Source organism: Herbaspirillum sp. LeCh32-8, from assembly GCF_017814915.1.
Lineage (GTDB): Bacteria > Pseudomonadota > Gammaproteobacteria > Burkholderiales > Burkholderiaceae_D > Herbaspirillum.
On sequence record NZ_JAGIPZ010000010.1, the window covers coordinates 153,435 to 178,943 of the forward strand.

The window sequence follows — 25,509 nt, forward strand, 5'->3', positions numbered from 1 at the left end:
CGGCTATCATGGCGGCATCCCAACTGCACCGCCCGCCCGTTGCCATGGCAACAATATCCGCCCCGACCTCCGCCACCGAACTCAGCCTGCGCAGCTACCGCGAGGAATCGCTGGCCCATCGCCACGACTTCCCGCAGCTGGTGCTGCCGCTGTCCGGGCAGCTGGAACTGGACGTGGCCGGCCGCCAGGGCGTGGCCGATGCCGCCACCGGCGTGTTCGTGGAACCTGGCGCCGCGCACGCGACCAGCGCCGCAGGCGCCAATCGCGCGCTGGTGCTGGATCTGCCATCGGCCATGGTGAACGCGGAATTGATGGAGCAACTGGCCACGCGCCCGTTCGTGCCGCTGTCGCAGGCGGCCGGCAAGCTGGTGGACTTCATGGTGTTGATGCTGGAACAGCAGCAGAAGATCGCCCTGGCGCAGTTGCAGCACTGGGTGCCGCTGCTGCTCGACACGCTGGCGATGACGGCGCCGAGACCGCCCTCGCGGCTGCACCTGCTGATGGCACGAATCGAGGCCGAACCCGGCCTGCCGTGGTCGGTAGCCGAGATGGCGGCGACGGCCAGCATCAGCCCCAGCCGCCTGCATGAATGGTTCCAGCAGGAAGCCGGCGCCACGCCGCGCGCGTGGCTGGCCGAGGTGCGCATGCGGCGCGCCTGCGAACTGCTGCGCGGCAGCGCCCTGCCCTTGAGCGAGATCGCCCAGCGCTGCGGTTATGCCGACCAGAGCGCGCTGTCGAACGCCATGCGCAAGCTGCGCGACACCACCCCCGCCGCTTATCGGCGCGCCCTGCCCCGCTGAATTGAGCAGCCGGATTGCTGCGCGCCGTTCAGGCGCGCAGGCATTGCGTGAAGTACGTGGCAAAGTGCCGGTAATCCGGCGTCGCCTCGCCCTCCTTCTTGGCCAGATCGTCCCAGCGTCGCAGCCGCACCGCGTCCGCCGCATGCGGCCTGGCGATGAAGGCGGTCGCCTGCACCTCATCGAAGATCCCGCCCTGCAGCTGAAGACTGCGCACCGAATCTTCCGACAACAGGGAAAAATACGCCGCATCGGTGGCGCAGAGATAGCGCTTGGCATCGACATGCAGGGCGATCGGCGTCAACACCTCGTCGCCGAACAAGGGGCGCAGGAACGGCAGGATGCGGTACTGGTGCAGGTCATCGATGCCGGCCAGGGTGGGCGTGTCATGGTGCCCGTGCTGCCCGGCCTGCGCCTCCGGCTCCAGCATATGGCCGAGGTCGTGCAGCAGGCTGGCCACGATCAGGCCGGGCGCAGCGCCCGCCGCCTCGGCCAGCGCTGCGGACTGCAGCGCGTGCTCCAGCTGGGTGACCGGTTCGCCGGTATATTGGGTGTGGCCGTGCCGCTCGAACAGCAGGCCGATGTCGTCCAGGGTCAGGGCCATGGTGCGCCTCGGTCGATAGGGATGCGATGGTGATGCGATGAAAGCGGCCACTATAGTCCCCGCGCACTTCAGTTTGATGACAGGCGCGTGACATCCGGCATGAAAATCGCGGCATCCGGCGACGAACAACCATCGTGCCCCCAAAGCAAAAACGGCGGACCTTGCGGCCCGCCGTCTTGCACTGTTTCACCCCTGTCGCTGCGGGTGTCCTGCCTGTTGCGCTGCTGCGATTACTTCAGGTCGAAGCGATCCAGCTCCATCACCTTGGTCCAGGCCGCCACGAAGTCGCGGGCGAACTTTTCCTTGGCGTCGGCGCCGGCATAGACTTCGGCCAGCGAACGCAGGATGGCGTTGGAGCCGAACACCAGGTCGACGCGCGTGCCGGTCCACTTGACGGCGCCGGTCTTGCGGTCGCGGCCTTCGAACGCTTCAGCGGCGGGCGAGGTGGCCTTCCACTCGGTGCCCATGTCCAGCAGATTGACGAAGAAGTCGTTGGTCAGCTGGCCTTCGCGCTGGGTCAACACGCCATGCTTGCTGCCGCCGGCATTGGCGCCCAGGACGCGCAGGCCGCCGATCAGCACCGTCATTTCCGGCGCGGTCAGGGTCAGCAGTTGCGCACGGTCGATCAGCAGGTCTTCGGCGCGCACCGCGAAGCGGGTCTTCTGGAAGTTGCGGAAGCCGTCGGCCACCGGTTCCAGCGGCTCGAAGGAGTCGACGTCGGTCTGCTCCTGCGACGCATCGGTACGGCCCGGGCTGAACGGCACGGCGACTGCCACGCCGGCGTCCTTGGCCGCCTTCTCCACGGCTGCGCTGCCGGCCAGCACGATCAGGTCGGCCAGCGAGACCTTCTTGGCGCCCTTGTTGAACTCGGCCTGGATGCCTTCCAGCGCCTTGAGCACGGTCGCCAGTTGCGCCGGCTGGTTGGCCGCCCAATCCTTTTGCGGAGCCAGGCGGATGCGCGCGCCGTTGGCGCCGCCGCGCTTGTCGCCGCCGCGGAAGGTCGAGGCCGAAGCCCAGGCGGTCGACACCAGCTGCGGCACCGTCAAGCCCGAGGCCAGCACCTTGGCCTTGAGGTCGGCGATGTCCTTGGCGTCGATCTGCGGACCTTCGGCCTTGGGCACCGGATCCTGCCAGATCAGTTCTTCAGCCGGCACGTCCGGGCCCAGGTAACGGGCACGCGGGCCCATGTCGCGGTGGGTCAGCTTGAACCAGGCGCGGGCGAAGGCGTCGGCGAACTGGTCGGGGTTCTCCAGGAAGCGGCGCGAGATCTTCTCGTAGGCCGGGTCAAAGCGCAGCGACAGGTCGGTGGTCAGCATGGTCGGCAGGCGCTTGCCATTTCCCTGCGGGTCGGGGATCACGGCGTCGGCGCCCTTGGCCACCCACTGGTGCGCGCCGGCCGGGCTCTTGGTCAGCTCCCACTCGTAATTGAACAGGTTCTCGAAGAAGTAGTTGCTCCACTGAGCCGGGGTCTGGGTCCAGGTCACTTCCAGGCCGCTGGTGATGGCGTCGGCGCCCGCGCCGCTGCCGAAGCTGCTCTTCCAGCCCAGGCCCTGGTGTTCCAGGTCGGAGCCTTCCGGTTCGCGGCCGACGTGCTTGGCGTCGCCGGCGCCGTGGGTCTTGCCGAAGGTGTGACCGCCGGCGATCAGGGCCACGGTTTCTTCGTCGCCCATGGCCATGCGTGCGAAGGTTTCGCGGATGTCCTTGGCGGCGGCCAGCGGGTCGGGGTTGCCTTCCGGGCCTTCCGGGTTCACGTAGATCAGGCCCATCTGCACCGCGGCCAGCGGGTTTTCCAGGTTGCGGCCGGCGGGGTCGGTGCGATCCTGCTCGCTGCCGTGGCGGTCGGCGTCGGCGGTAACTTCACCCATGCCACTGCCGTTCTTGCCCTTGCCGTAACGGTCGTCGCCGCCCAGCCAGGTGGTCTCGGTGCCCCAGTAGACGTCCAGGTCCGGTTCCCATACGTCTTCACGGCCGCCGGCGAAGCCGAAGGTCTTGAAGCCCATGGTCTCCAGCGCGACGTTGCCGGTCAGGATGATCAGGTCGGCCCAGGAAATCTTGTTGCCGTATTTTTGCTTGATCGGCCACAGCAGACGACGCGCCTTGTCCAGGCTGACGTTGTCGGGCCAGCTGTTCAGCGGTGCGAAACGCTGCTGGCCGCGACCGGCGCCACCGCGGCCGTCGCCGATGCGATAGGTGCCGGCGCTGTGCCAGGACATGCGGATGAACAACGGACCGTAGTGGCCGAAGTCGGCCGGCCACCAGTCCTGGGAATCGGTCATCAGCTTGGCCAGGTCGGCTTTCACTGCCGCCAGGTCCAGGCTCTTGAATGCTTCTGCATAGTTGAAGTCGCCCCCCATCGGGTTGGACTTGGACGAATGCTGGGCCAGCAGGTCCACGCGGAGCTGCTTGGGCCACCAGTCACGGTTGCTGGTGCCGCCACCGGCGGTATGGTTGAAAGGGCACTTGGCTTCGTTCGACATTGCTATCTTCTCCTTATCATTGACCCAACGAATCTTCATATCCGGACCGGGAAACGGACATGTTCCTGTGGCTGCGCCGCGCAGCAAACTTGGCAGCTGCGCGCGGCCGCTTGTTCGACGAGATGCTGGCTGCGTAATGCGACGGCGTGATGACGCCCACAATTGCGATGCCAGTACTCGCGTCCCGGTCAATCAAATAGAATCATTAATGTAATGCATCAAAACATTTAAGTTGATTGTCTTTTTGTATGATTGCTTTTGGGAATTTCAATCTCCCTACCGGCCGTGTGTGATACCCAGTGTAGTCCGGCCCGCTTCATACTGCCGTGCTCTGTTGCGTAATTGATCAGAGATTTTTGTTTCTGTCCGGCACGGCCGAGAGCGCCAATAAATGCGAACAAGCACTTGCATTGATTCACCCACTCCCTCCCTCATTGCCTGGCCTTATTGCCGCATGAAAAAACACGAGTAATTAGCCAACCCAAGTCAACCGTACGCCGTCTGGGCCGTTGTGGGAGTCGCCGACCGCGAATCAAGGGGAATCGCGGCGGCGCCACTCCATCTCCACACAACAACGCCACCATGACGGAAGCTACTGAAAACCTGGAACACGCCGAGCATGCCCATGCCTCCGGCAACAAGAAACTGGCCCTGCTCATCGCGATCCTCGCGCTGGTGCTGGCGGTGACCGAAACCCTGTCCAAGTCGTACCAGACCGAGGTGATCCTGAAGCATCAGGAAGCCGCCAACCTGTGGTCCTTCTTCCAGGCCAAGTCGATCCGCGGCAACTCGGCGCAACTGGCCAAGACCCAGCTGACGCTGCTGGGCAACCAGAAGGATGAGCGTGTAACCGCGGCCATCGCCAAGCTGGACGACGCCATCGCCCACTACGACAGCGACGAGAAGAGCGGCGAAGGCAAGAAGGAGCTCTCGCATAAGGCGCGCGAGGCCGAGCACGAGGCGCACGGCTACATGGAGAAGTACGAAAAGATGGAAATGGCCGCCGGCATGCTGCAGGTCGCCATCGTGCTGGCCTCGGCCACCATCATCACCGGCGTGGCCGTGCTGGCCTACTTGTCGATGGGCATCGGCGTGGTCGCCCTGGCCTTCATCGGCGCCGGATTGTTCGCCGCCGTGTAACCGGCTGCGGCGTGGTTCGCCGCCATCGCATCAGGCTCTGCGCTATACCGCCGCCCGCCTCCGTCCAGGATGCGGGCGGTTTTGCCTTCCTGCCTCCCGCTGCGGCATCCGCCGCACGAGGATTCCACAAAAACTCCGTAGTCCACGCCAAGCCTTGGGGCCGCCGTCAGGGCATACTGCGAAGCTCGCAGTTTTCATGGCAGTGTCTTCAATGAGTTCCAATACCATCCTGCGCGGCATCCTGTTCGGCGCGCTGACCGGCGCGGCCTGGGGCCTGGTGTTCCTGGCGCCCGAACTGACCCGCGACTTTTCTCCCTGGCAGCTGGCCGCCGGCCGCTACCTGGCCTATGGTGCGTTCGCCGTGGTGCTGATCGCGCCGCGCCTGCGCGCGCTGCTGCCGCACCTCGGCATGGCCGAGTGGCGCGCGCTGGTATGGCTGAGCCTACTGGGCAATGTGGTGTATTACGTGTTCCTGGCCAGCGCGGTGCAGATGGGCGGCATGGCGATGACCTCGCTGGTGATCGGCTTCCTGCCGGTGGCGGTGACCATCATCGGCAGCCGCGGCAAGGGCGCGGTGCCTATCTCGAAGCTTGCGCCCTCGCTGGCGCTGGGCCTGGCCGGCATCGCCTGCGTGGCGTGGCAGTCGCTGGGCGGCGCCGATGCCGGGGCGGCCGGCTCGCAACAGGTGATCGGGTTTTTCTGCGCGCTCGGCGCGCTGGTGTCGTGGACCACCTACGCGGTCGGCAACAGCCGCTGGCTGGCGCGGCTGCATGCGATCTCGGCGCACGACTGGAGCCTGCTGACCGGGCTGGTGACGGGCCTGCTGTCGCTGTTCATCGCCATCCCGGCATTCACCGTCCTGCTGGAGCCGCGCAGCGGCGCGCAGTGGGCCGGATTTGCCGGCGTCTGCGCGGGCGTGGCGATCTTCGCGTCGATCTTCGGCAACGCCTGCTGGAACAAGGCCAGCCGCCTGCTGCCGCTGACCATGATCGGGCAGATGATCCTGTTCGAGACCCTGTTCGCGCTGCTGTATGGATTCTTGTGGGAACGCCGCCTGCCGACCCTGCTGGAGACGGCGGCCATGCTGCTGGTCACGGCCAGCGTGCTGCTGTGCGTGTCGGCGCACCGGGTGGTGGATGAAGGCGGGGGCCACTGAAGCGCGGCAAACGACGCTGGATCCCTGCTTCGCAGGGACGACAGTGAGGAGGTGTAATCAATACCTCCTCATGTTCAATGTCCAAACTCCCTATCGTTCCTGCGAAAGCAGGTAGACACTGAGGAGGCCGCCAACGCCTCCTCATGTTCGATATCCATACTCCCTGTCGTTCCTGCGAAAGCAGGAACCCAGTGTCGTGCGTCGCATGCCGGCAATGCCGCCCCCCCTGCCGATACGCTTCAGCCCTTCACCGCCAGCTTTTTCAACACATGCGATGCCGCCACCAGCCCGAACGAGGCGGTGACCACCATCGCCGATCCAAACCCTGCGCAATTCAACCCCGTCACCCCGCCCTGCGTAACATCCTCGGCCGCGCCCACGTCGGCTGCATCGCCGCCGATATCCATGTCGTCGCCAACCGTCGGGTCGATCACACAGGCCTCGCCTTCGCCAATGTCCGGAAAGCGCAGCGGCTCGGTGGAGAACACCGCGTCGATATGGAATTTGTTCTTGGTCCCGCGCGGGAAACCGTGCTGCGCGCGCAGGCGCTTGCGCACCTTGGCCAGCAGCGGCTCCTGCTCGGTGCGGCAGAGATCGCGGATCTCGATCATGGTCGGGTCGATCTGGCCGCCGGCGCTGCCGATGGTGACCAGCGGCATGCCGTTCTGACGGCACCAGGCGATCATCGCCACCTTGGCCGGCACGTTGTCGACGGCGTCGACCACATAGTCGAAGCGACCGCCGCCCAGCATCTGCGGCACGTTCTCGGGATCGACGAAATCTTCGATCTCGGTGACCACGCAAGTCGGGTTGATCTGCAGGATGCGCTCGTGCAGCGCCGTCACCTTGGCCTTGCCAAGCGTATCGGACAAGGCGTGGATCTGGCGGTTGACGTTGGACTCGGCGAGGTTGTCCAGGTCGATCATGGTGATGTGGCCGATGGCGCTGCGCGCCAGCGCCTCCACGATCCACGAGCCGACGCCGCCCACGCCCACCACGCACACGCGCGCGTTGCGGAAGCGCTCCAACGCCTGTGCGCCGTACAGGCGCGCCACGCCGCCGAAGCGGCGCTCGTAATCGATGTCGTGCAGCCTGGCGTCGGTGGACGCGCCTGCGGTGCTGTCTGCGGTAGTGCTCATGGAACTGGTAAGAATGACGAGGTTGCCGGGATCGCCAACGCGGCGACATGCCGCATTATCCCGTGTTTGCCGCGCGCCTGCCGGATCTGCAGGATCTTGCGCGCGACGGCCTTTCATAAAAGACAACGGGCCGCAAAGCGGCCCGTTGTCGGAAGAACCCGGAGCGGATTACACCACCGCGCCGCCGTTCTCGTCCTTGACCTTGACCGGCTTGATCAGGTCTTCGCGCTTCACGCCCAGCCACATGGCCAGCGCGGCGGCAACGAACACCGACGAGTAGATGCCGAACAGGATGCCGATGGTCAGCGCCAGGGCGAAGTAATGCAGGGTCGGGCCGCCGAAGATGAACATCGCCAGCACCATCATTTCGGTGGAGCCGTGGGTGATGATGGTACGCGACATGGTGCTGGTGATCGCGTGGTTGAGCACTTCCGGCGGCGACAGCTTGCCGAAGCGGCGGTCGCGGAAGGCTTCGCGCACCCGGTCGAACACCACCACCGATTCGTTGACCGAGTAACCCAGCACGGCCAGGATCGCGGCCAGCACCGTCAGCGAGAATTCCCACTGGAAGAAGGCGAAGAAGCCCAGGATGATGATCACGTCGTGCAGGTTGGCGATCACCGCCGCCACCGCGAACTTCCACTCGAAGCGGAAGGCCAGGTAGATCACGATGCCCACCACCACCATGGCCAGCGCCATCAGGCCGTCGTGCGCCAGTTCGTCGCCCACCTGCGGGCCGACGAATTCGACGCGCTGCAGGCGCACTTCAGGATCGTCCGCCTTCAGGGCTTCGGTCACCTTGGTGCTTTGCTCGGTGGCGTTCACGCCCGGCTGCGCCGGCAGGCGGATCATCACGTCCTGGGCGGTGCCGAAGCTCTGCACCAGGGTGTCGCGGTAACCCAGGCCCTCGACCGACTTGCGGATCTTTTCCAGATCAGCCGGCTTGCTGTAGGCCATTTCCATGACCGTGCCGCCGGTGAACTCGATGGAGAAATGCAGGCCCTTGGTCAGCAGGAAGAACACTGCGGCGACGAAGGTCAGCGCCGAGATTACGTTGAAGATCAACGCATGGCGCATGAAGGGAATGTCTTTTTTGATGCGGAAAAATTCCATCACTATCCTTTCGGTGCAGGCCGCGCTCTTGCGCGGCCTTGCTCAATTCGCTGGCGTCAGCCTTGCCGGCTGACTTCCATCCGTATTACTTCGCGTCGCGCTTGGCCGACGCCTTGCCGGACGTGGTCAGCGCGTCGCCGTCCGGCTTCCAGATCTGGCCGATGGCCAGGCCGGCCAGCTTCTTCTTGCGGCCGTACCAGAGGTTGACCACGCCGCGCGAGAAGAACACGGCCGAGAACATCGAGGTCAGGATACCCAGGCAGTGCACCACGGCGAAGCCGCGGATCGCGCCTGAACCGAAGATCAGCAGCGCCAGGCCGGCGATCAGGGTGGTGACGTTGGAGTCCAGGATGGTGGCCCAGGCGCGGTCGAAGCCGGCCGCAATGGCCGCCTGTGGCGAATTGCCGGCACGCAGTTCTTCACGGATGCGCTCGTTGATCAGCACGTTGGAGTCGATCGCCATACCCAGCGCCAGCGCGATCGCCGCGATACCCGGCAGCGTCAGCGTGACCTGCAGCGTGGACAGCAGCGCCACCAGCAGCAGCACGTTGATCGACAGCGCCAGCGCGCTGAAGAAACCGAACAGCTGGTAGTAGATCACCATGAAGATGGCCATCGCGGCGAAACCGTACAGCACCGAGTTGAAGCCCTTGCTGATGTTGTCGGCGCCCAGTTGCGGGCCGATGGTGCGCTCTTCGATGATGTCCATCGGCGCGGCCAGCGAACCGGCGCGCAGCAGCAGCGCCAGGTCGCTCGCGGCTTCGGGCGAACCCATGCCGGTGATCTGGAAGCGCGAGCCCAGCTCGGAGCGGATGGTCGCCACCGTCAGGACTTCGCCCTTGCCTTTTTCGAACAGCACGATGGCCATGGCCTTGCCGACCTTGTCGCGGGTGGCTTCGCGCATCTTGCGCCCGCCGTCGCCGTTCAGGTCGATGCTGACCGCAGGCTGATGGTTTTCATCGAAGCTGGCCGAGGCGTTGGAGATGTAGTCGCCGGTCAGTACCGGTTCCTTGTTGAGCACCACCGGGGCGCCCTTGCCGATCTTGAACAGCTCGGAGCCGAACGGGATGGCGGTGGTCTCTTCGGTGCCGCGCACCACGCTCTCGTCGACCATGCGCACTTCCAGGGTGGCGGTGCGGCCGATGATGTCCTTGGCGCGCGAGACGTCCTGCACGCCCGGCAGCTCGACCACGATGCGGTCGGCGCCCTGGCGCTGGATCAGCGGCTCGGCCACGCCCAGCTCGTTGACGCGCTTGGACAGGGTGGAAATGTTCTGTTTGACGCCGTCTTCCTGGGTCTGCTTCAACGCTTCAGGGCGCAGCGCAGCCACCAGCTTCAGGTCCTCACCGGCGCCGGCGTCGGTCAGCACCAATTCCTGCAGTTCGCCCAGAGCGGCCCGCGCCTTGTTGCGGGTGTCGGCGTCGCGGAAGGAAATCTCGATGGTGTCGCCGCTGCGGTTAATGCCGGAGTGGCGGATGTTCTTGTCGCGCAGCAGGCTGCGCACGCTCGATTGCATGCCTTGCAGGCGCTTGTTCAACACAGCCTTGATGTCGACCTGCATCAGGAAGTGCACGCCGCCGCGCAAGTCCAGGCCCAGGTACATCGGGAAGGCATGCAGGCTTTGCAGCCATTGCGGGGTGTTGGGCAGCAGGTTGAAGGCGACGATGTAGGTCGGATCGCTGGGATCGGTGTTCAGTTGCTGCTCCAGCAGGGCCTTGGCCTTGAACTGGATATCGGTGGTGGCAAAGCGCGCGCGCACCGAGGGTTGGGCGCCGGCATTGTCGAACGCCACGCTCTCTGCGGGCAAGTTGCCTTGTTTCAGGATCTCGTCGACGCGGCCGGCCACGCTGGCCTCCACCTTCAGGGTCGACTTGGCGCTGCTGATCTGCACGGCGGGGGATTCGCCGAAGAAGTTCGGGACTGTGTAGATCACGCCGAACAAGAGGGCCGCGACGATCAGTACGTATTTCCAGAGAGAGTAACGATTCATGGTGTTGTGCTTCTAGCTTCCAGAAAGGGCTGCACCGGCCGGGCGGTGCAGCGCAGAACCCGAGGGCTCTAACAACATGGGCGCATCAGCGATGCGCCCATTGGACCGGTGGGACCGGATTACAGGCCCTTGATGGTGCCCTTGGGCAGCAGGGTGGTGACGGCGCCCTTTTGCACGACGATCTCGTTGCCTTCCGACACTTCGATGGTGATGTAGGCATCGGCCACCTTGGTGATCTTGCCCAGGATGCCGCCGGAGGTCACGACTTCGTCGCCCTTGGCCAGTGCGTCCATCATTGCCTTCTGTTCTTTCTGACGCTTCATCTGCGGGCGGATCATCAGGAAGTACAACACGACGAACATCAGGATGATCGGCAGGAAGCTGGTCAGGTTGCCCAGCATGCCGCCGGGGGCTGCTGCTGCCGTTTGCGCGTAGGCGTCGGAAATAAACACGTAAGGCTCCAAAGTTGTTGATTGAAAAATAGCCCTGCATTCTAGCACTGCGCAGGCGCTATTCCGCCAAATCGGGGCGGCTTGCAGGAGATCAAGATCCATTTATGAATTTTCGGTGCGATTTGCAGTGGTTTGCCCTGCATTTGCGCGAAATCGACCGCGCCGCATTGTCAAAACGGCATCGCCGCTCCTACGCAAAACTTGTACAGTGGCAAACAAATCAATAAATAAACAGCGGCGCTTTATCGGCGCCGCCGCACAGGAGACCACATGCTGCCGACCACGCCGCAGACCTACGAGGCCATCGCCTCGGCCTTTCGCTGGAACATTCCCGAGCACTACAACATCGGCGTCGACGTCTGCGACAAGTGGGCCGTCCGCGAGCCGGACCGGCTGGCGCTGATCCACATCGAGCGCGACGGCGCCGTGCGCGAGTACAGCTTCGGCCGGCTGCGCACCCTCTCCAACCGGATGGCCAACCTGCTGCGCGCGCACGGCGCGCAACGCGGCGAACGCGTCGGCATCCTGCTGCCGCAGGCGCCGGAGACCGCCTTCTCGCACATCGCGGCTTACAAGAGCGGCTGCATTGCGATCCCCCTGTTCGCCCTGTTCGGCGTCGAGGCGCTGCAATACCGGCTGCACGACAGCGGCGCGAAGGTCGTGGTCACCAACGCCGAGGGCGCGGCCAAGCTGGCCGGCATCCGCGACAAGCTGCCCGAGCTGAAGACGGTCTTCACCATCGACGGCGCCCACCCCGGCACGGTGGACCTGCATGCGGCGCTGGCCGGGCAAAGCGAAGCGTTCACGCCGGTGGCGACCCGCGCCGACGACCCGGCCGTGATCATCTACACCTCCGGCACCACCGGCCAGCCCAAAGGCGCGCTGCACGCGCACCGGGTGCTGTTGGGCCATCTGCCCGGGGTGGAGATGTCGCACAACCTGTTCCCACTGGAAGGCGACCGGATCTGGACCCCGGCCGACTGGGCCTGGATCGGCGGCCTGCTGGACGTGTTGCTGCCGGCGCTGCACCACGGCGTGACGGTGGTGGCGCATCGCTTCGAAAAATTCACCGGCGAGGCCGCCTTCCAGCTGCTGCAGGACCACGGCGTGCGCAACTGCTTCCTGCCGCCGACCGCGCTGAAGATGATGCGCACCGTGCCCGATCCCGAGCGACGCTGGAAGCTGAACCTGCGCTCGGTGGCCAGCGGCGGCGAATCGCTGGGCGCGGAACTGCTGGACTGGGGACGCAAGACCTTCGCCCTGACCATCAACGAGTTCTACGGCCAGACCGAATGCAATATGACGGTGTCATCCAACGCGGCGGTGATGCCTTGCCTGCCCGGCAGCATAGGCCGCGCCGCTCCCGGGCACCGGGTAGAAATCGTGGACGACCGGGGCATGCCGCTGCCGGCGGGCCAACAGGGCAACATCGCCGTGCACCGGCCCGACCCGGTGATGTTCCTTCAATACTGGAACAAACCCGAGGCCACCGCCGCCAAGTTCGCCGGCGACTGGCTCCTGACCGGCGACACCGGCATCAAGGACGCGCAAGGCTACATTCGCTTCGTCGGCCGCGACGATGACGTCATCACCTCGGCCGGCTACCGCATCGGCCCCGGCGAGATCGAAGACAACCTGCTGCAGCATGCGGCGGTGAAGATGGCCGCGGTGGTCGGCGCGCCGGATGCGCACCGCACCGAAATCGTGGTGGCCATCGTGGTATTGAATGCCGGCTTCACCGGCGACGAGGCGATGAAGCGAGAGCTGCAGCAGCACGTAAAGACGCGGCTGGCCGCGCATGAATATCCGCGCGAGGTGTATTTCGTGGAGGAGCTGCCGATGACGACCACCGGCAAGGTGATCCGGCGCCAGCTGAGAGATATGGTGGCCGGGTGGCGCTCGTCAGGCCTCGACGGTCGCTGAACGACGCTGGGTCCTGACCTTCGTCAGGACGACACGGGGGAAAGTGGCTTGAGTGCTCCGCTGCCTGAAAACATTCCCTGCTTGTCATCCCGGCGCAGGCCGGGATCCAGTGGCGTTCGTCATGCCTCAACGGCTGATGAACAACGCCGGGTTCCTGCTTTTGCAGGAACGACGGGAAATGGGTCACTTGAAGCTGCAACTGCTGACGCCATCACCAAGCCGCCCCTGCGAAAGCAGGGGCCCAGCGGCGTTGGTCGTGCCCTGATTGCCGGATCAGACCCCGCGCGCGCGGTCTTCCTTGAACTTGGCGACGAAGGCCTGGAACTGGCCGGCGTCGATTGCCGCGCGGATCTCCTCCATCAGCTTCAGGTAATAGTGCAGGTTGTGCACGGTGTTCATGCGCGCGCCCAAAATTTCGCCGGCGCGGTGTAGGTGGTGCAGGTAGGCGCGCGAGAAGTTCTTGCAGGCGTAGCAGTCGCAGGTCTCGTCGTAAGGACGCTCGTCGTCCTTGTACTTGGCGTTCTTGATCTTGACGTCGCCGTAGCGGGTGAAGATCCAGCCGTTGCGCGCGTTGCGGGTGGGCATCACGCAGTCGAACATGTCCACGCCGTTGGCCACGCCTTCCACCAGGTCTTCCGGCGTGCCCACGCCCATCAGGTAGTGCGGCTTGTCGGCCGGCAGGCGCGGGCCGACGTGCGCCAGCACGCGCATCATGTCTTCCTTGGGCTCGCCCACCGACAGGCCGCCGATGGCGTAGCCGTCGAAGTCCAGTTCCTGCAGACCGGCCAGCGACTCGTCGCGCAGGTCTTCGAACATGCCGCCCTGCACGATGCCGAACAGCGCGTTGGGATTCTCGCCCTTGTCGAATTCATCCTTGGAACGTTTGGCCCAGCGCAGCGACATGCGCATGGACTTGCCGGCTTCCTCGCGGGTGGCGGGACGACCGTCGATTTCATAGGGCGTGCATTCGTCGAACTGCATCACGATGTCGGAGTTCAGCACACGCTGGATCTGCATCGAGATTTCCGGCGAGAGGAACAGGCGGTCGCCGTTGATCGGCGAGGCGAAGTGCACGCCCTCCTCGGTGATCTTGCGCATCTCGCCCAGCGAAAACACCTGGAAGCCGCCGGAGTCGGTCAGGATCGGCTTGTCCCAGCCGATGAACTTGTGCAGGCCGCCGAACTTGGACACCACTTCCAGCCCCGGGCGCAGCCACAGGTGAAAGGTGTTGCCGAGGATGATCTGGGCGTTGATTTCGTTCAACTCCAGCGGCGACATAGCCTTGACCGAGCCATAGGTGCCGACCGGCATGAAGATCGGCGTCTCCACGGTGCCGTGGTTCAGTTTGACGCGGCCGCGGCGGGCTTTGCCATCGGTCTTGAGCAGGGTGAATTCGAGCATGGGTCAGCCTTCGTTGGCTTTGTTGCAGGTGAGCAGCATGGCGTCGCCATAGCTGAAGAAGCGGTACTTCTGTTTGATCGCGTGCGCATAGGCGGCGCGGATGTGGTCGTAGCCGGCGAAGGCCGAGACCAGCATCAGCAGCGTCGACTTGGGCAGGTGGAAATTGGTCACCAGGCGGTCGACGGTCTTGAAGGTGTAGCCCGGCGTGATGAAGAGCCGGGTGTCGGCGCTGCCGGCTTCCAGCCGGCCGGACTGCGAGCCTGACTCCAGCGCGCGCATACTGGTGGTGCCCACCGCGATCACGCGCCCGCCGGCGGCCTTGGCGGCGCGCACCGCGTCCACCGTGGCTTGCGAGATGGTGTACCACTCGCTGTGCATCTGGTGCTGCGACAGGTCTTCCACGCGCACCGGCTGGAAGGTGCCGGCGCCCACGTGCAAGGTGACGAAGGCCTGCTGCACGCCGCGCGCGGACAACTGGTCCAGCAGCGCCTGGTCGAAGTGCAGGCCGGCGGTCGGCGCGGCGACGGCGCCGGGCTCCCTGGCATAGACGGTCTGGTAGCGCGTCTCGTCGTAGGCGTTGGCCTCGTGCTCAATGTAGGGCGGCAACGGCAGGCTGCCGTATTGCTCCAGCAGCTCGAACACGTCGGACGGGAAATGCAGCGTGAAGAATTCGCCGAAACGCTCGCCCACGGTGACGTCGAAGGCATCGGCCAGACGGATCCGGGTGCCCGGCGGCGGCGACTTGGAGGCGCGCACCTGGGCGTGCACAGTGCGCGCATCGAGCACGCGTTCCACCAGCGCCTCGATCTTGCCGCCGGTTTCCTTGACGCCGAAGAAGCGCGCCTTCAATACGCGGGTATCGTTGAACACCAGCAGGTCGCCGGGATTGAGCAGGCCGACGATGTCGGCGAAGCGACGGTCGATCAGCGTGGCGCCGTCCACCTGCAGCAAGCGCGAGGCGCTGCGCTCGGAGAGCGGCGTCTGCGCAATCAGCTCAGGCGGCAGTTCGAAGTCGAAATCGGAAAGAGAGTACATGCTTGCAAATTGAAAAGTCGGGGGCGCCGTCGGCACGCCGCCATGACGACCATGGCGGCCGCGGCAGGCGCATCGGCGCTAAAGTATGGCGGCCGATGTTGCCATCAGGATTGATACTGTAATTAAACACAGTAAAATAGCGCCCAACCCGCTATTTTACGCTGTCGGCGCGTTTTTCCCATATACGCGCGCGACTGGTGCCTAGATGGCAACCCGTATCCAACGCCGCCACACGCATGCCAGCTACCGCGAAAAAGACCACGAGCAAACCCAAAAGCAAGGCCCCGGCCAAGAAGGATGGCAAGGCCGCGGCCGCCAAGCCGGAGAACAAGCTCGCCAAGCTGGGCCTGCACAACGACATGGACCTGGCGCTGCACCTGCCGCTGCGCTATGAGGACGAAACCACGCTGATGACCATCGCCGAGGCCTCCATGCGCGGCCTGCAAACGGTGCAGGTGGAAGGCGTGGTCACCAAGTGCGACGTGCAGTTCCGCCCGCGCCGCCAGTTGATCGTGACCGTTGGCGACGACAGCGCGCAGCTGACCATGCGCTTCCTCAACTTCTACGGCAGCCAGCAGCGCCAGCTGGCCGAGGGCACGCGGGTGCGCGTGCGCGGCGAGCTGCGCCACGGTTTCTTCGGGGCCGAGATGGTCCATCCGCAATACAAGGTGGTCAACGAAGGCGCGCCGCTGCCGGACGTATTGACGCCGGTGTATCCGGCCGGCGAGGGGCTGTCGCAGGCCTATCTGCGCCGTGCCATCGCCAGCGCAGTCAATCGCCTGGACTGGAGCGACACGCTGCCCGATTCGATGCGCGAGACGCTCAAGCTGGCGCCCTTCGAATCCTCGGTGCGCCTGCTGCACAATCCGCCGCCGGACGTGGACGAGCACGCGCTGATCGAGCGCTCGCACCCGGCCTGGATCCGCATGAAGTTCGACGAGTTGCTGGCGCAACAGCTGTCGCTCAAGCGCGCCCAGGCCGCGCGCCGCGCCAAAACCTCGCGCGCGCTGCCGGTGACCGGGCGCGTCACCGCGGAGCTGATCAAGGTATTGCCGTTCAAGCTGACCGGCGCGCAAGAACGCGTGCTGGAGGAAATCCGCGCCGACCTGCGCGAATCCTTTCCGATGCAGCGCCTGCTGCAAGGCGATGTCGGCAGCGGCAAGACGGTGGTGGCGGCGCTGGCTGCAGCCCAGGCCATCGACAGCGGCTTTCAGGCGGTGCTGATGGCGCCCACCGAAATCCTGGCCGAGCAGCATTTCCGCAAGATCGCGGCCTGGATGGAGCCGCTGGACGTGGGCGTGGCGTGGCTCTCCGGCAGCCAGAAAAAGAAAGAGAAGACCGAGGCGCTGGCCCATATCGAATCCGGCGCGGCGCGCCTGGTGGTGGGCACGCACGCGCTGATCCAGGACACCGTGCAGTTCGAGAACCTGGGACTGGTGATCGTCGACGAGCAACACCGCTTCGGCGTCGGCCAGCGCCTGGCGCTGCGCAACAAGAGCATCAACCCGGCCGATGCCGGGTCGACCACGGTGCCGCACCAGTTGATGATGTCGGCCACACCGATTCCGCGTACGCTGGCCATGACCTACTACGCCGACCTGGAAGTGTCGGTGATCGACGAGCTGCCGCCGGGACGCTCACCCATCGTCACCCGCGTGATCGACCAGAACCGGCGCGACGAGGTGGTCGAGCGCGTGCACGCAGCGGCACTGGAAGGCAAGCAGATTTACTGGGTCTGCCCGCTGATCGAGGAGTCCGAGGCGCTGGAGCTGCAGACCGCCACCGACACCCACGCCGCGCTCTCGGCCGCGCTGCCCGACCTGAACATCGGCTTGGTGCACGGACGCATGAAGCCGGTGGAAAAGCAGATCGTGATGGAAGGCTTCAGCCGCGGCGCAATCCATGTGCTGGTGGCGACCACGGTGATCGAAGTCGGCGTGGACGTGCCCAATGCCTCGCTGATGGTGATCGAGCATGCCGAGCGCTTCGGCCTGTCGCAGCTGCACCAGCTGCGCGGCCGTGTGGGCCGCGGCTCGGCCGCCAGCGTTTGCCTGCTGATGTATCAGGGACCGCTGGGCGGCACCGCCAAGGAGCGCCTGGCGACCATGCGCGAGACCACCGATGGTTTCGAGATCGCGCGACGCGACCTGGACATTCGTGGCCCCGGCGAATTCCTGGGGGCGCGCCAATCGGGCGACGCCATGTTGCGCTTCGCCGATCTGGCGACCGACCAATGGCTGGTGGAAAAGGCGCGCGACACCGCACAAGCCCTGCTGCAGCACGCGCCGGACATCGTCGACCGGCATCTGGCGCGCTGGCTGGGCGGGCGCGAGGATTACCTGCGCGTCTGAGCGCCGGCCTTGCGGCCTGCGGCGCGTTGCGCCTGGCGCGCGTTCCAGGCCTCCAGTTCCTGCTGATAACGCTCGCGCTGCTGTTCGTAGATATCGAAAATGCAGGGTACGCAGCCGCTGCCGCAGCAATCCTCCAGGGCCGGCTCGACCGGCGGCGTCGGCCTGGGATCGTCGCTCTGCTCGGCAGGCTGTTTGCTGGAACGCATGGATGTCGCGGGATGAAAACCTGATTGAATGAATAAAGAAATGCACGCGGCGCAAGCGCCGCACCCGATACCGCATTATAAGGACGACGCAGGAAAGCCTCTTTCCGGCCGCTTGGCAGCGCCGCGCCCGACACCCCGACATGACGCCTGAACACCTGCAATTGCTGCTGACCCGCACCATGCCCTACGGCAAATACAAGGGACGCCTGATTGCCGACCTGCCCGGCCACTACCTGGGCTGGTTCGCGCGCGAAGGCTTTCCGCGCGGCGAGCTCGGCAGCCTGCTGGCGCTGATGTACGAGCTGGATCACAATGCCTTGCGGCACCTGCTGGATCCCTTGCGGAACAAGCCCTCCTCAAACGATTTCTGATCCACCCAGAAAAATAGCTAAATAATGTTCGATGAACGCTGATTGACTCAATGGTTTGCGCCAGCCAATCTACCCATTCGGCGAGATTCACTCATTTTTTCTTGTCGGCGTACTGACGCAACATCCACCCTTTCGGCGCTGCCTTGCGCCGTCGTCAGTGCCATGAGCGCCCCGCCGACCCCACGAGGACACGCTGGGCAAAGTCTTTCAGAGCATCGAACAAGAACGGAGGAACACACATGCTCATATCTGCCCACGACCCTTTTCAGCCGCGCCGCCAACTCTGCCCGAACTGCCAGCGCGCCCAGACGGCCTGCATCTGCCACTGGATCTCGCCGATCGCCCCGGCCTTCGACGTGCTGATCCTGCAACACCCGATGGAGGCGAGCAATGCCAAGAACAGCGCCCGCCTGCTGCACCTGAGCCTGCCCGACAGCAAACTGGCGGTGGGCGAGACCTTCGATCCGGAACAGCTGAAGACGCTGCTGCACGGGCCGTCCTCGCTGCCCTACAGCGCCCAGCAAGCCGGCCAGCCGGTGCAACCGGTGCTGCTGTATACGGAAGATGCCGGCACGCCCGCGGTCTCGCGCTTCGACGCGCGCAGCATGATGGTCGACGGCCAGCGCAAGCTGGAGCGGCTGCGCCTGGTGATCATTGACGGCACCTGGCGCAAGAGCCGCAAGATGCTGTTCGAGAATCCCGCCCTGCACACCCTGCCGCGACTGGCGCTGCAAGACACCCCGACCTCTCAATACGTGATCCGCAAGGCGCACAAGCCGGAGCAGCTCTCCACGCTGGAAGCCACCGCCTATGCCCTGATGCAGCTGGAAAAGAACAGCGAAAAATACCGACCGCTGATGACCGCCTTCGACGGCTTCGTGCTGCAGCAAGGCATGCTGCGCTATCGCGGCCAGGCCAACCGCCGGGGCGAATAAGTCAGCGCCGTTGCAGCGCCGGCCAGGTCGACGCTGCGATGGACCGGGAATTGAAACAAAGTCCGCAAGTGCTGCAACTCGGCAGCAGTTATGATGTCCGACCCCGCCAATGCAGCATATAATTGCGCGATCCTCGAAAATTGGCGATTGCGATTCAATCCCCCATCCAGCGACTACCCAAGATGAGTTCAGAATTCCAGCAACTGGCCGACAAGGTTGCACAGCTCGCGCGCCTGGCGCAGTCCCTGCGCGACGAGAACGCCGACCTGCGCCGCAGCGTCAAGACGCTGACCGACGACAATGCGCAATTGAACCAGCGCATCGATGAAGCCTACCAGCGCGTCTCCACCGTATTGGCGGAACTGCCGCAGCCCGAGCCGGAAGAGCCTGAAGCACCGGCTGAAACCACCGAGGAAGCCGCATGAGCGTGATCCAGATCCAGGCCACCATCATGGGCCAGCCATACACCCTCGCCTGCCGTGAAGGCGAACAGGCGGCGCTGCACCACGCAGTCGCCTATCTCGACCAGAAGATGCGCGTGATCCGCGATGCCGGCAAGATCAAGGGCACCGACCGCATCGCGGTGATGGCCGCCCTGGGCATCGCCGCCGAATTGCTGGCATCGCAACAGACCGACGGCCCCTTCGCCGGCCTGACCATCGCCGAATGGAAGCAGCAGGTCGCCGCTATCAACGACGTGCTCGACCAGGCCTTGGCCCCGCAGGAAAAACTGTTCTGAGCCAACGAAGCGCGGTTATAGGCATCGTCAAGAACGGCCGTCACCTGACGGCCGTTTTTCATTGCGGCCGACGCCGGTCGCAGCGCGTGCCGGCGCCGACGTGTTGCGCGGAAACTTTGTCAAATGCGCAAGCCGGTCTACGTGCCGTCCCCACGCGCAGCGACGCGCGCCGACGCCATTCCCGCATGGCAGGATGAAGATAGCGCCCGGAGGGGACGAGAGAAAATAGGAAGAAAAACCAGCGCGCGCGCAAGCCCGTTTGGTTACAAATTCACCCTATATTTTTTACGCGCAGGTCTTGGAGTGGGCCGCCGATTGCGTTAGACTTTGTACTCCTGCCGTGTTCGCGATTGCCATATATTCCTTGAACCATTTACGAGCATAGGCTGTGGGATCGTTTGACAGGTGAGAGCGTCGCTAGTCCGATGAACCCGAAGTTGAACTACTGCAGCCAACTTGAACCGTCAGGTTCAGGATGCCGGCACAGCGGCACAGGCGGGACTTGATTCATGAAAAACGGCTGCATCTGCAGCCGTTTTTTTATTCCTGCGCAAATCTGCGCGCGCCGCTTCAGGCGCGACATCTCCCAGCCTCGATTCAGCTGTCGCGCTTCTTCGCGCCCTTGCGCTCGTGCCCCACTTCGGCGATCGCGTCCTGGAATTCGGTGACGTCCTCGAAGCTCTTGTAGACGGACGCGAAGCGGATGTAGGCGATCTTGTCCAGGCGCTTCAGCTCGCGCATCACGTACTCGCCGATCTGCCCCGACATCACTTCCCGCGCGCCGCTTTGCAGCAGCTTTTCCTGAATGCTCTGGATCGCCACGTCGATCGCCTCGGCCGACACCGGGCGCTTGCGCAGCGCCAACATCAGGCTGCCGCGCAGCTTGGCCGGATCGAAATCGGTGCGGCTGCCGTTCTTCTTGACGATCACCGGCATGGTCAACTCGATGCGCTCATAGGTCGTGAAGCGCTTGTCGCAGCTGTCGCAACGGCGGCGACGGCGGATCGAGCTGCCGTCTTCGGACACGCGCGTGTCCAGCACCGGGGTTTCTTCGTGGTTGCAGAATGGGCACTTCATGGCGGCAAAGGTCGTTGGTCGTTACGAAATACGGACGATGGAAAATCCTGCTTCAGCGACAGCGCAAATACTGCTGCCGCGCCCTGCTGAGCTGCTTGCTGATACTGCTTGCTGATACTGCCGATACGCGACGGCGCCCGTCTCGGGGCGCCGTCGCTTGCTGCATGCTTGCTGCTTCTCTCACAACGGTGCCGGCCCAGATTCTGCCGGCACCTCAGGCCATCAGCCGTAGACCGGGAAAGCGTCGGTCAGCTTCTTGACTTCGACCTTCACGCGTTCGATGGTGGCGGCGTCGTGCGGATTGTCCAGCACGTCGGCGATCAGGTTGGCGACCTTCTCGGCTTCCGCTTCCTTGAAGCCGCGGGTGGTCATGGCCGGGCTGCCCAGGCGGATGCCCGAGGTCACGAACGGCTTTTCCGGATCGTTGGGGATGCCGTTCTTGTTGCAGGTCATGTGGGCCGAACCCAGGATCGCTTCGGCTTCCTTGCCGGTCAGCTTCTTCGGACGCAGGTCCACCAGCATCACGTGCGACTCGGTGCCGCCGGACACGATGCGCAGGCCGCGCTTGATCAGGGTCTTGGCCAGCACGTCGGCGTTCTTCACCACCTGTTGCTGATAAGCCTTGAATTCCGGCGAAGCTGCTTCCTTGAAGGCCACCGCCTTGGCGGCGATGACGTGCATCAGCGGACCGCCCTGGATACCCGGGAAGATCGACGAGTTGATCGCCTTCTCGTGCTCGGCCTTCATCAGGATCACGCCGCCGCGCGGACCGCGCAGGGACTTGTGAGTGGTCGAGGTGACGAAGTCGGCGAACGGCACCGGGTTCGGGTACACGCCTGCAGCGATCAGGCCTGCGTAGTGAGCCATGTCGACCATGAAGTAAGCGCCGACTTCCTTGGCGATCTTGGCGAAGCGCTCGAAGTCGATGCGCAGCGAGTAGGCGGAGGCGCCGGCAATGATCAGCTTGGGCTTCTTCTCGCGCGCCAGGGCTTCCATGGCTTCGTAGTCGATCTCTTCCTTTTCGTTCAGGCCGTAGGAGACGACGTTGAACCACTTGCCCGACATGTTCAGCGCCATGCCGTGGGTCAGGTGGCCGCCTTCAGCCAGCGACATGCCCATGATGGTGTCGCCCGGCTTCAACATGGCGAAGAACACGCCCTGGTTGGCCTGGGAGCCGGAGTTCGGCTGCACGTTGGCGGCTTCGGCGCCGAACAGCGCTTTCAGGCGGTCGATCGCCAGCTGCTCGGCGATGTCCACGTATTCGCAGCCGCCGTAGTAGCGCTTGCCCGGATAGCCTTCGGCGTACTTGTTGGTCAGTTGCGAACCCTGGGCTTCCATCACCGCCGGCGAGGTGTAGTTTTCCGAAGCGATCAGCTCGATGTGCTCTTGCTGACGGGTGTTTTCCTTCTGGATGGCAGACCACAGATCCGGGTCGACTTTGGCGAGGGTCTGGTTCTTGTCAAACATGGTTTTCTCCAAATTGATGAGGTGCGGCCGAAGCGGGCGATGGCAAAGCAATCGCATCGACTTCAAAAAATCGAATGAGGGCCGAAAAAGAATGGGGGAATTGCAGGCAGCCTCAGTCGTACTTTCCATTCGGCTGCCCAGGCGCACGGCTGATGAAATCTCACGCTTCCCGATGGATCCCCATCTTGGCCGGATGAAATCCGGCGTTTCGCCAGTCACGTGAGACGAAATGGTGAGCGCATTGTATTGAAACGGGGCGATTTCAGCAAGACGCTTCGCCTGCGCGCAACACGCCAGAATCGCAGAGACAAAGCGAGCCCGTCTTCGCAAAAAGCGGCTTTGGGCTACAATTTCGTTTTATTTCCGGGAAGACAAGCACAACGCGGCCAACCGCCCGTTTCGCGCCGCTTCCCGCCCCTCGCCACACAACTGGAGATACAGCAAATGGTCGTTTTGATTACGGGAGCAACCGCAGGCTTCGGCGCCGCCATGGCGCGCAAATTCGCCAAGAACGGCCATAAGGTCATCGCCGCCGGCCGCCGCAAGGAGCGCCTGGACGAGCTGGTCAACGAGCTGGGCGCCGGCAGCGTGTTGCCGCTGGTGCTGGACGTGACCAGCAAGCAATCGATCGAAACCGGCCTGGCCAGCCTGTCGGGCGAGTGGAAGGACATCGACGTGCTGGTCAACAATGCCGGCCTGGCGCTGGGCCTGGGCCCGGCCCACGAAGTGGCGCTGTCGGACTGGGAAACCATGATCGACACCAACGTCAAGGGCTTGGTCACCATCACCCACGCCCTGCTGCCTGCCATGGTCAAGCGCGGCATCGGCACCATCATCAACCTGGGCTCGGTGGCCGGCGCCTATCCCTACCCGGGCGGCAACGTCTACGGCGCGACCAAGGCCTTCGTCGACCAGTTCACGCTGAACCTGCGCGCCGACCTGGTGGGCACCGGCGTGCGCGCCACCAATCTGGCGCCCGGCCTGTGCGGCGGCACCGAGTTCTCCAACGTGCGCTTCAAGGGCGACGACGCCGCCGCGGCCAAGGTCTACGACGGCACCACCCCGCTGACCGCGGAAGACATCGCAGAGGCCGCCTTCTGGGTGGCCACCATGCCGGCTCACGTCAACATCAACTACATGGAATTGATGCCGACCTGCCAAGGCTTCAGCCCCTTCAACATCAAGCGCAAACAGTAACGGATGAGGTAGAATGGCGTTTTTGCAGATGGTGCCACGCCGCCGCAGCAACGCCATTCTCAACGGACTTTCCGAACCGTTTCCCACACAGCAACATTTCCCAATTTTTGCCGCCACAAGCGTCGATTTCCCCATAACAAGAAGCATATGAGTGCCGCCAGTAGTCCGTTCGACTGGAAGATCCGGGTCTATTACGAAGATACCGACACCGGTGGTGTCGTCTTCTACGCCAACTACCTGAAGTTCTTTGAGCGCGCCCGCACCGAGTGGCTGCGCTCCTTCGGTTTCCAGCAACAGCATCTCGCCGAGACCACCGGCGCCATCTTCGTGGTCAAGAACACCAGCGTCGATTACATCTCCCCGTCCCGCCTGGACGATGAACTCAGGCTGACCGTCGTGGTCGAAAAGCTCCGAAACGCTTCCATCGAGTTCGTCCAGGAAGCCTGGCGCCTGCCGTCGGGGAACGGCGGCGCCGGAGATAACCGGGAAGCAACATTGCTGGCGCGCGGCCGCATCACCGTAGTCTGCGTCGACGCCGCCAGCTTCCGCCCGCAACCGATTCCCGCCGAATTGCTTTCGTGCATCAAGGCCGCATCATGATGCTCCCGGCAGGATCCCCCATGGCCGTACCGACCATTCCGAACACCTGCAACGCTTTCTTGACAGTTGGCGGTGTCGGAGCCGGAAACCTTGCTTTTACAATTGCAGTCTGCCGAGTCGTGGCCTCGTGACCCGATTCGCCGACATTTAAACGCCGACCATCAATTCATTCGCAGCACTTTCGCCGCCACAACTCCCCATGAACGTCACACAAGACCTGTCCTTCATTTCGCTGATCGCCAACGCGTCCGTCCTGGTGCAACTGGTGATGCTGCTGCTGCTGTCGGCATCGATCATCAGCTGGACCTACATCTTCCGCAAGATGTTCACCATCCGCTCGGCGCGCGTGCAGACCGAAGAGTTCGAGCGCGTGTTCTGGTCCGGCGGCAACCTGTCGGCCCTCTATCAGGACGCCCTGTCCAACCGTCGCAAGGCAGGCAGCGGCGGCGGCGCGCTGGAGCGCATCTTCCAGGCCGGCATGGGTGAATTCAACAAGGCCAAGGCTTCGGTCGCCGCGCGCGGCGGCGCAGCCGACAACGGCGCCCTGCTGGACGGCGCACGCCGCGCCATGCGCGCCGCCTATCAGCGCGAGATGGATGCGCTGGAATCGCACCTGGCCTTCCTGGCCTCGGTCGGTTCGGTCTCCCCTTACGTCGGCCTGTTCGGCACCGTGTGGGGCATCATGAACGCCTTCCGCGGCCTGGCCAACGTGCAGCAGGCCACGCTGGCGGCCGTCGCCCCCGGCATCGCCGAAGCGCTGATCGCCACCGCCATCGGCCTGTTCGCCGCGATCCCCGCGGTCGTGGCCTACAACCGCTACTCGCACGACATCGACCGTCTGGCGATCCGCTTCGAGAGCTTTATCGAAGAGTTCTCCAACATCTTGCAACGTCAGGCACGCTAATGGCCGGCTCATCGATGCGCGGGGGGCGTCCCCGCAAGTTCAAGTCCGAGATCAACGTCGTGCCGTACATCGACGTGATGCTGGTGCTGCTGATCATCTTCATGGTCGCCACCCCCATCACCAACCCGAGCGTGATCAACCTGCCGACCGCCGGCAAGTCGACCGCGCCGCCGTCCGACTACATCGAGATCGCGCTCAAGCCCAATACCCAGGCCACCATTCGGATCAACGGCCCCAAGAGCGGCGGCAAGAAGGCCGAGACCGTGACCGGCAAGATCGACCTGTCCGAACGCCTGCAGCAGCTGCACGCCGACAATCCGGACCTGGCCGTGATGATCTCGGCCGACAAGGACATCAAGTACGACGAAGTGGTGCAAGTGATTTCGGAAGCCAAGAAACAGGGGATCGCGCGCGTCGGCCTGGCCACCAAGTGAT

At 64.2% G+C, this 25,509-nt stretch carries 24 protein-coding genes, 1 other RNA gene and 1 riboswitch; of the genes, 14 read left to right on the top strand and 11 right to left on the bottom strand.

Annotated features, from left to right (window positions below):
• Positions 1-44: 44 nt before the first annotated feature.
• The gene (locus J8I26_RS17345) at positions 45-800 is read left to right on the top strand and encodes an AraC family transcriptional regulator (protein ID WP_245200388.1); all 756 of its coding nucleotides are present in this window, start codon (positions 45-47) and stop codon (positions 798-800) included.
• Positions 801-828: 28 nt separating this feature from the next.
• Here J8I26_RS17345 and J8I26_RS17350 read toward each other — a convergent pair whose 3' ends face one another.
• Together J8I26_RS17350 and katG are read right to left on the bottom strand one after the other, a co-directional pair.
• Positions 829-1,401 (bottom strand): phosphonate degradation HD-domain oxygenase, encoded by a 573-nt coding sequence (locus J8I26_RS17350; RefSeq protein ID WP_209608348.1) that lies wholly within the window; start codon positions 1,399-1,401, stop codon positions 829-831.
• Between the two features lie 230 nt (positions 1,402-1,631).
• On the bottom strand, positions 1,632-3,878 hold the full coding sequence (gene katG, locus J8I26_RS17355; protein WP_209608349.1) for a catalase/peroxidase HPI: 2,247 nt from the start codon (positions 3,876-3,878) through the stop codon (positions 1,632-1,634).
• A gap of 582 nt (positions 3,879-4,460) precedes the next feature.
• Here katG and J8I26_RS17360 point away from each other — a divergent pair.
• Together J8I26_RS17360 and J8I26_RS17365 are read left to right on the top strand one after the other, a co-directional pair.
• Positions 4,461-5,018 (top strand): DUF4337 domain-containing protein, encoded by a 558-nt coding sequence (locus J8I26_RS17360; protein WP_209608350.1) that lies wholly within the window; start codon positions 4,461-4,463, stop codon positions 5,016-5,018.
• Positions 5,019-5,229: 211 nt separating this feature from the next.
• Entirely contained in the window at positions 5,230-6,174 is a 945-nt protein-coding gene (locus J8I26_RS17365; protein ID WP_209608351.1) for a DMT family transporter, read from the top strand.
• Between the two features lie 239 nt (positions 6,175-6,413).
• On the opposite strand, the gene J8I26_RS17370 is transcribed toward J8I26_RS17365, so the two are convergent.
• The 4 genes from J8I26_RS17370 to yajC form a co-directional block, all read right to left on the bottom strand.
• Positions 6,414-7,313 (bottom strand): tRNA threonylcarbamoyladenosine dehydratase, encoded by a 900-nt coding sequence (locus J8I26_RS17370; protein ID WP_209608352.1) that lies wholly within the window; start codon positions 7,311-7,313, stop codon positions 6,414-6,416.
• A 168-nt stretch (positions 7,314-7,481) separates the two neighbouring features.
• On the bottom strand, positions 7,482-8,426 hold the full coding sequence (secF, locus tag J8I26_RS17375) for a protein translocase subunit SecF (RefSeq protein ID WP_209608353.1): 945 nt from the start codon (positions 8,424-8,426) through the stop codon (positions 7,482-7,484).
• Positions 8,427-8,511: 85 nt separating this feature from the next.
• A complete protein-coding gene (gene secD, locus J8I26_RS17380) occupies positions 8,512-10,416 on the bottom strand; it encodes a protein translocase subunit SecD (RefSeq protein ID WP_209608354.1) in 1,905 nt (634 codons plus the stop codon).
• Positions 10,417-10,535: 119 nt separating this feature from the next.
• Positions 10,536-10,868, bottom strand: coding sequence for a preprotein translocase subunit YajC (gene yajC / locus J8I26_RS17385; RefSeq protein WP_209608355.1), 333 nt, complete (start codon positions 10,866-10,868; stop codon positions 10,536-10,538).
• Positions 10,869-11,138: 270 nt separating this feature from the next.
• Between yajC and J8I26_RS17390 the strand changes: the two genes are divergently transcribed.
• A complete protein-coding gene (locus tag J8I26_RS17390) occupies positions 11,139-12,791 on the top strand; it encodes an acyl-CoA synthetase (protein WP_209608356.1) in 1,653 nt (550 codons plus the stop codon).
• Between the two features lie 273 nt (positions 12,792-13,064).
• Here J8I26_RS17390 and tgt read toward each other — a convergent pair whose 3' ends face one another.
• Both tgt and queA read right to left on the bottom strand, forming a co-directional pair.
• Positions 13,065-14,192, bottom strand: a complete 1,128-nt coding sequence (gene tgt / locus J8I26_RS17395) for a tRNA guanosine(34) transglycosylase Tgt (RefSeq protein WP_209608357.1) — start codon at positions 14,190-14,192, stop codon at positions 13,065-13,067.
• 3 nt (positions 14,193-14,195) lie between these two features.
• Positions 14,196-15,227, bottom strand: coding sequence for a tRNA preQ1(34) S-adenosylmethionine ribosyltransferase-isomerase QueA (gene queA, locus J8I26_RS17400; RefSeq protein ID WP_209608358.1), 1,032 nt, complete (start codon positions 15,225-15,227; stop codon positions 14,196-14,198).
• Positions 15,228-15,463: 236 nt separating this feature from the next.
• Between queA and recG the strand changes: the two genes are divergently transcribed.
• Positions 15,464-17,578 carry an ATP-dependent DNA helicase RecG gene (gene recG, locus J8I26_RS17405; RefSeq protein WP_209608359.1) on the top strand — a complete coding sequence of 705 codons (2,115 nt, stop codon included), beginning with the start codon at positions 15,464-15,466 and terminating at the stop codon, positions 17,576-17,578.
• On the opposite strand, the gene J8I26_RS17410 is transcribed toward recG, so the two are convergent.
• A complete protein-coding gene (locus J8I26_RS17410) occupies positions 17,563-17,784 on the bottom strand; it encodes an oxidoreductase-like domain-containing protein (RefSeq protein ID WP_209608360.1) in 222 nt (73 codons plus the stop codon). The genes recG and J8I26_RS17410 overlap by 16 nt on opposite strands.
• A 140-nt stretch (positions 17,785-17,924) precedes the next feature.
• Between J8I26_RS17410 and J8I26_RS17415 the strand changes: the two genes are divergently transcribed.
• The 5 genes from J8I26_RS17415 (at position 17,925) to ssrS (ending at position 20,335) form a co-directional block, all read left to right on the top strand.
• Complete coding sequence (locus J8I26_RS17415) at positions 17,925-18,155, top strand: DUF3820 family protein (RefSeq protein ID WP_209608361.1); 231 nt, start codon at positions 17,925-17,927, stop codon at positions 18,153-18,155.
• A 239-nt stretch (positions 18,156-18,394) separates the two neighbouring features.
• Positions 18,395-19,090, top strand: coding sequence for a tRNA-uridine aminocarboxypropyltransferase (locus J8I26_RS17420; protein WP_209608362.1), 696 nt, complete (start codon positions 18,395-18,397; stop codon positions 19,088-19,090).
• Positions 19,091-19,272: 182 nt separating this feature from the next.
• The gene (locus tag J8I26_RS17425) at positions 19,273-19,515 is read left to right on the top strand and encodes a DUF904 domain-containing protein (RefSeq protein WP_209608363.1); all 243 of its coding nucleotides are present in this window, start codon (positions 19,273-19,275) and stop codon (positions 19,513-19,515) included.
• On the top strand, positions 19,512-19,829 hold the full coding sequence (locus tag J8I26_RS17430) for a cell division protein ZapA (RefSeq protein WP_209608364.1): 318 nt from the start codon (positions 19,512-19,514) through the stop codon (positions 19,827-19,829). Before J8I26_RS17425 ends, J8I26_RS17430 begins: the two co-directional genes overlap by 4 nt.
• 329 nt (positions 19,830-20,158) lie before the next feature.
• Positions 20,159-20,335: non-coding RNA, 6S RNA (gene ssrS / locus J8I26_RS17435), on the top strand.
• 91 nt (positions 20,336-20,426) lie between these two features.
• Here the strand turns inward: ssrS and nrdR are convergent.
• Entirely contained in the window at positions 20,427-20,906 is a 480-nt protein-coding gene (nrdR, locus tag J8I26_RS17440) for a transcriptional regulator NrdR (RefSeq protein ID WP_209608365.1), read from the bottom strand.
• Positions 20,907-21,128: 222 nt separating this feature from the next.
• Positions 21,129-22,373, bottom strand: a complete 1,245-nt coding sequence (gene glyA, locus J8I26_RS17445; protein ID WP_209608366.1) for a serine hydroxymethyltransferase — start codon at positions 22,371-22,373, stop codon at positions 21,129-21,131.
• Between the two features lie 128 nt (positions 22,374-22,501).
• A riboswitch (ZMP/ZTP riboswitch) is annotated at positions 22,502-22,602 on the bottom strand.
• Between the two features lie 215 nt (positions 22,603-22,817).
• Between glyA and J8I26_RS17450 the strand changes: the two genes are divergently transcribed.
• The 4 genes from J8I26_RS17450 (at position 22,818) to J8I26_RS17465 (ending at position 25,508) form a co-directional block, all read left to right on the top strand.
• Positions 22,818-23,570 carry an SDR family oxidoreductase gene (locus tag J8I26_RS17450; RefSeq protein ID WP_209608367.1) on the top strand — a complete coding sequence of 251 codons (753 nt, stop codon included), beginning with the start codon at positions 22,818-22,820 and terminating at the stop codon, positions 23,568-23,570.
• A 147-nt stretch (positions 23,571-23,717) separates the two neighbouring features.
• Positions 23,718-24,170 (top strand): tol-pal system-associated acyl-CoA thioesterase, encoded by a 453-nt coding sequence (gene ybgC, locus J8I26_RS17455; RefSeq protein ID WP_209608368.1) that lies wholly within the window; start codon positions 23,718-23,720, stop codon positions 24,168-24,170.
• Positions 24,171-24,369: 199 nt separating this feature from the next.
• Positions 24,370-25,074: a protein TolQ gene (gene tolQ, locus J8I26_RS17460; protein ID WP_209608369.1), complete on the top strand. Its 705-nt coding sequence runs from the start codon at positions 24,370-24,372 to the stop codon at positions 25,072-25,074.
• Complete coding sequence (locus tag J8I26_RS17465; RefSeq protein WP_209608370.1) at positions 25,074-25,508, top strand: biopolymer transporter ExbD; 435 nt, start codon at positions 25,074-25,076, stop codon at positions 25,506-25,508. Before tolQ ends, J8I26_RS17465 begins: the two co-directional genes overlap by 1 nt.
• The last annotated feature ends 1 nt before the right edge of the window (position 25,509 follow it).

Coding starts and splice junctions, on each gene's coding strand:
- J8I26_RS17345 (WP_245200388.1), top strand. CDS start 45: ATGGCAACAATATCCGCCCCGACCTCCGCCACCGAACTCAGCCTGCGC.
- J8I26_RS17350 (WP_209608348.1), bottom strand. CDS start 1,401: ATGGCCCTGACCCTGGACGACATCGGCCTGCTGTTCGAGCGGCACGGC.
- katG (WP_209608349.1), bottom strand. CDS start 3,878: ATGTCGAACGAAGCCAAGTGCCCTTTCAACCATACCGCCGGTGGCGGC.
- J8I26_RS17360 (WP_209608350.1), top strand. CDS start 4,461: ATGACGGAAGCTACTGAAAACCTGGAACACGCCGAGCATGCCCATGCC.
- J8I26_RS17365 (WP_209608351.1), top strand. CDS start 5,230: ATGAGTTCCAATACCATCCTGCGCGGCATCCTGTTCGGCGCGCTGACC.
- J8I26_RS17370 (WP_209608352.1), bottom strand. CDS start 7,313: ATGAGCACTACCGCAGACAGCACCGCAGGCGCGTCCACCGACGCCAGG.
- secF (WP_209608353.1), bottom strand. CDS start 8,426: ATGGAATTTTTCCGCATCAAAAAAGACATTCCCTTCATGCGCCATGCG.
- secD (WP_209608354.1), bottom strand. CDS start 10,416: ATGAATCGTTACTCTCTCTGGAAATACGTACTGATCGTCGCGGCCCTC.
- J8I26_RS17390 (WP_209608356.1), top strand. CDS start 11,139: ATGCTGCCGACCACGCCGCAGACCTACGAGGCCATCGCCTCGGCCTTT.
- tgt (WP_209608357.1), bottom strand. CDS start 14,192: ATGCTCGAATTCACCCTGCTCAAGACCGATGGCAAAGCCCGCCGCGGC.
- queA (WP_209608358.1), bottom strand. CDS start 15,227: ATGTACTCTCTTTCCGATTTCGACTTCGAACTGCCGCCTGAGCTGATT.
- recG (WP_209608359.1), top strand. CDS start 15,464: ATGCCAGCTACCGCGAAAAAGACCACGAGCAAACCCAAAAGCAAGGCC.
- J8I26_RS17410 (WP_209608360.1), bottom strand. CDS start 17,784: ATGCGTTCCAGCAAACAGCCTGCCGAGCAGAGCGACGATCCCAGGCCG.
- J8I26_RS17415 (WP_209608361.1), top strand. CDS start 17,925: ATGACGCCTGAACACCTGCAATTGCTGCTGACCCGCACCATGCCCTAC.
- J8I26_RS17420 (WP_209608362.1), top strand. CDS start 18,395: ATGCTCATATCTGCCCACGACCCTTTTCAGCCGCGCCGCCAACTCTGC.
- J8I26_RS17425 (WP_209608363.1), top strand. CDS start 19,273: ATGAGTTCAGAATTCCAGCAACTGGCCGACAAGGTTGCACAGCTCGCG.
- J8I26_RS17430 (WP_209608364.1), top strand. CDS start 19,512: ATGAGCGTGATCCAGATCCAGGCCACCATCATGGGCCAGCCATACACC.
- nrdR (WP_209608365.1), bottom strand. CDS start 20,906: ATGAAGTGCCCATTCTGCAACCACGAAGAAACCCCGGTGCTGGACACG.
- glyA (WP_209608366.1), bottom strand. CDS start 22,373: ATGTTTGACAAGAACCAGACCCTCGCCAAAGTCGACCCGGATCTGTGG.
- J8I26_RS17450 (WP_209608367.1), top strand. CDS start 22,818: ATGGTCGTTTTGATTACGGGAGCAACCGCAGGCTTCGGCGCCGCCATG.
- ybgC (WP_209608368.1), top strand. CDS start 23,718: ATGAGTGCCGCCAGTAGTCCGTTCGACTGGAAGATCCGGGTCTATTAC.
- tolQ (WP_209608369.1), top strand. CDS start 24,370: ATGAACGTCACACAAGACCTGTCCTTCATTTCGCTGATCGCCAACGCG.
- J8I26_RS17465 (WP_209608370.1), top strand. CDS start 25,074: ATGGCCGGCTCATCGATGCGCGGGGGGCGTCCCCGCAAGTTCAAGTCC.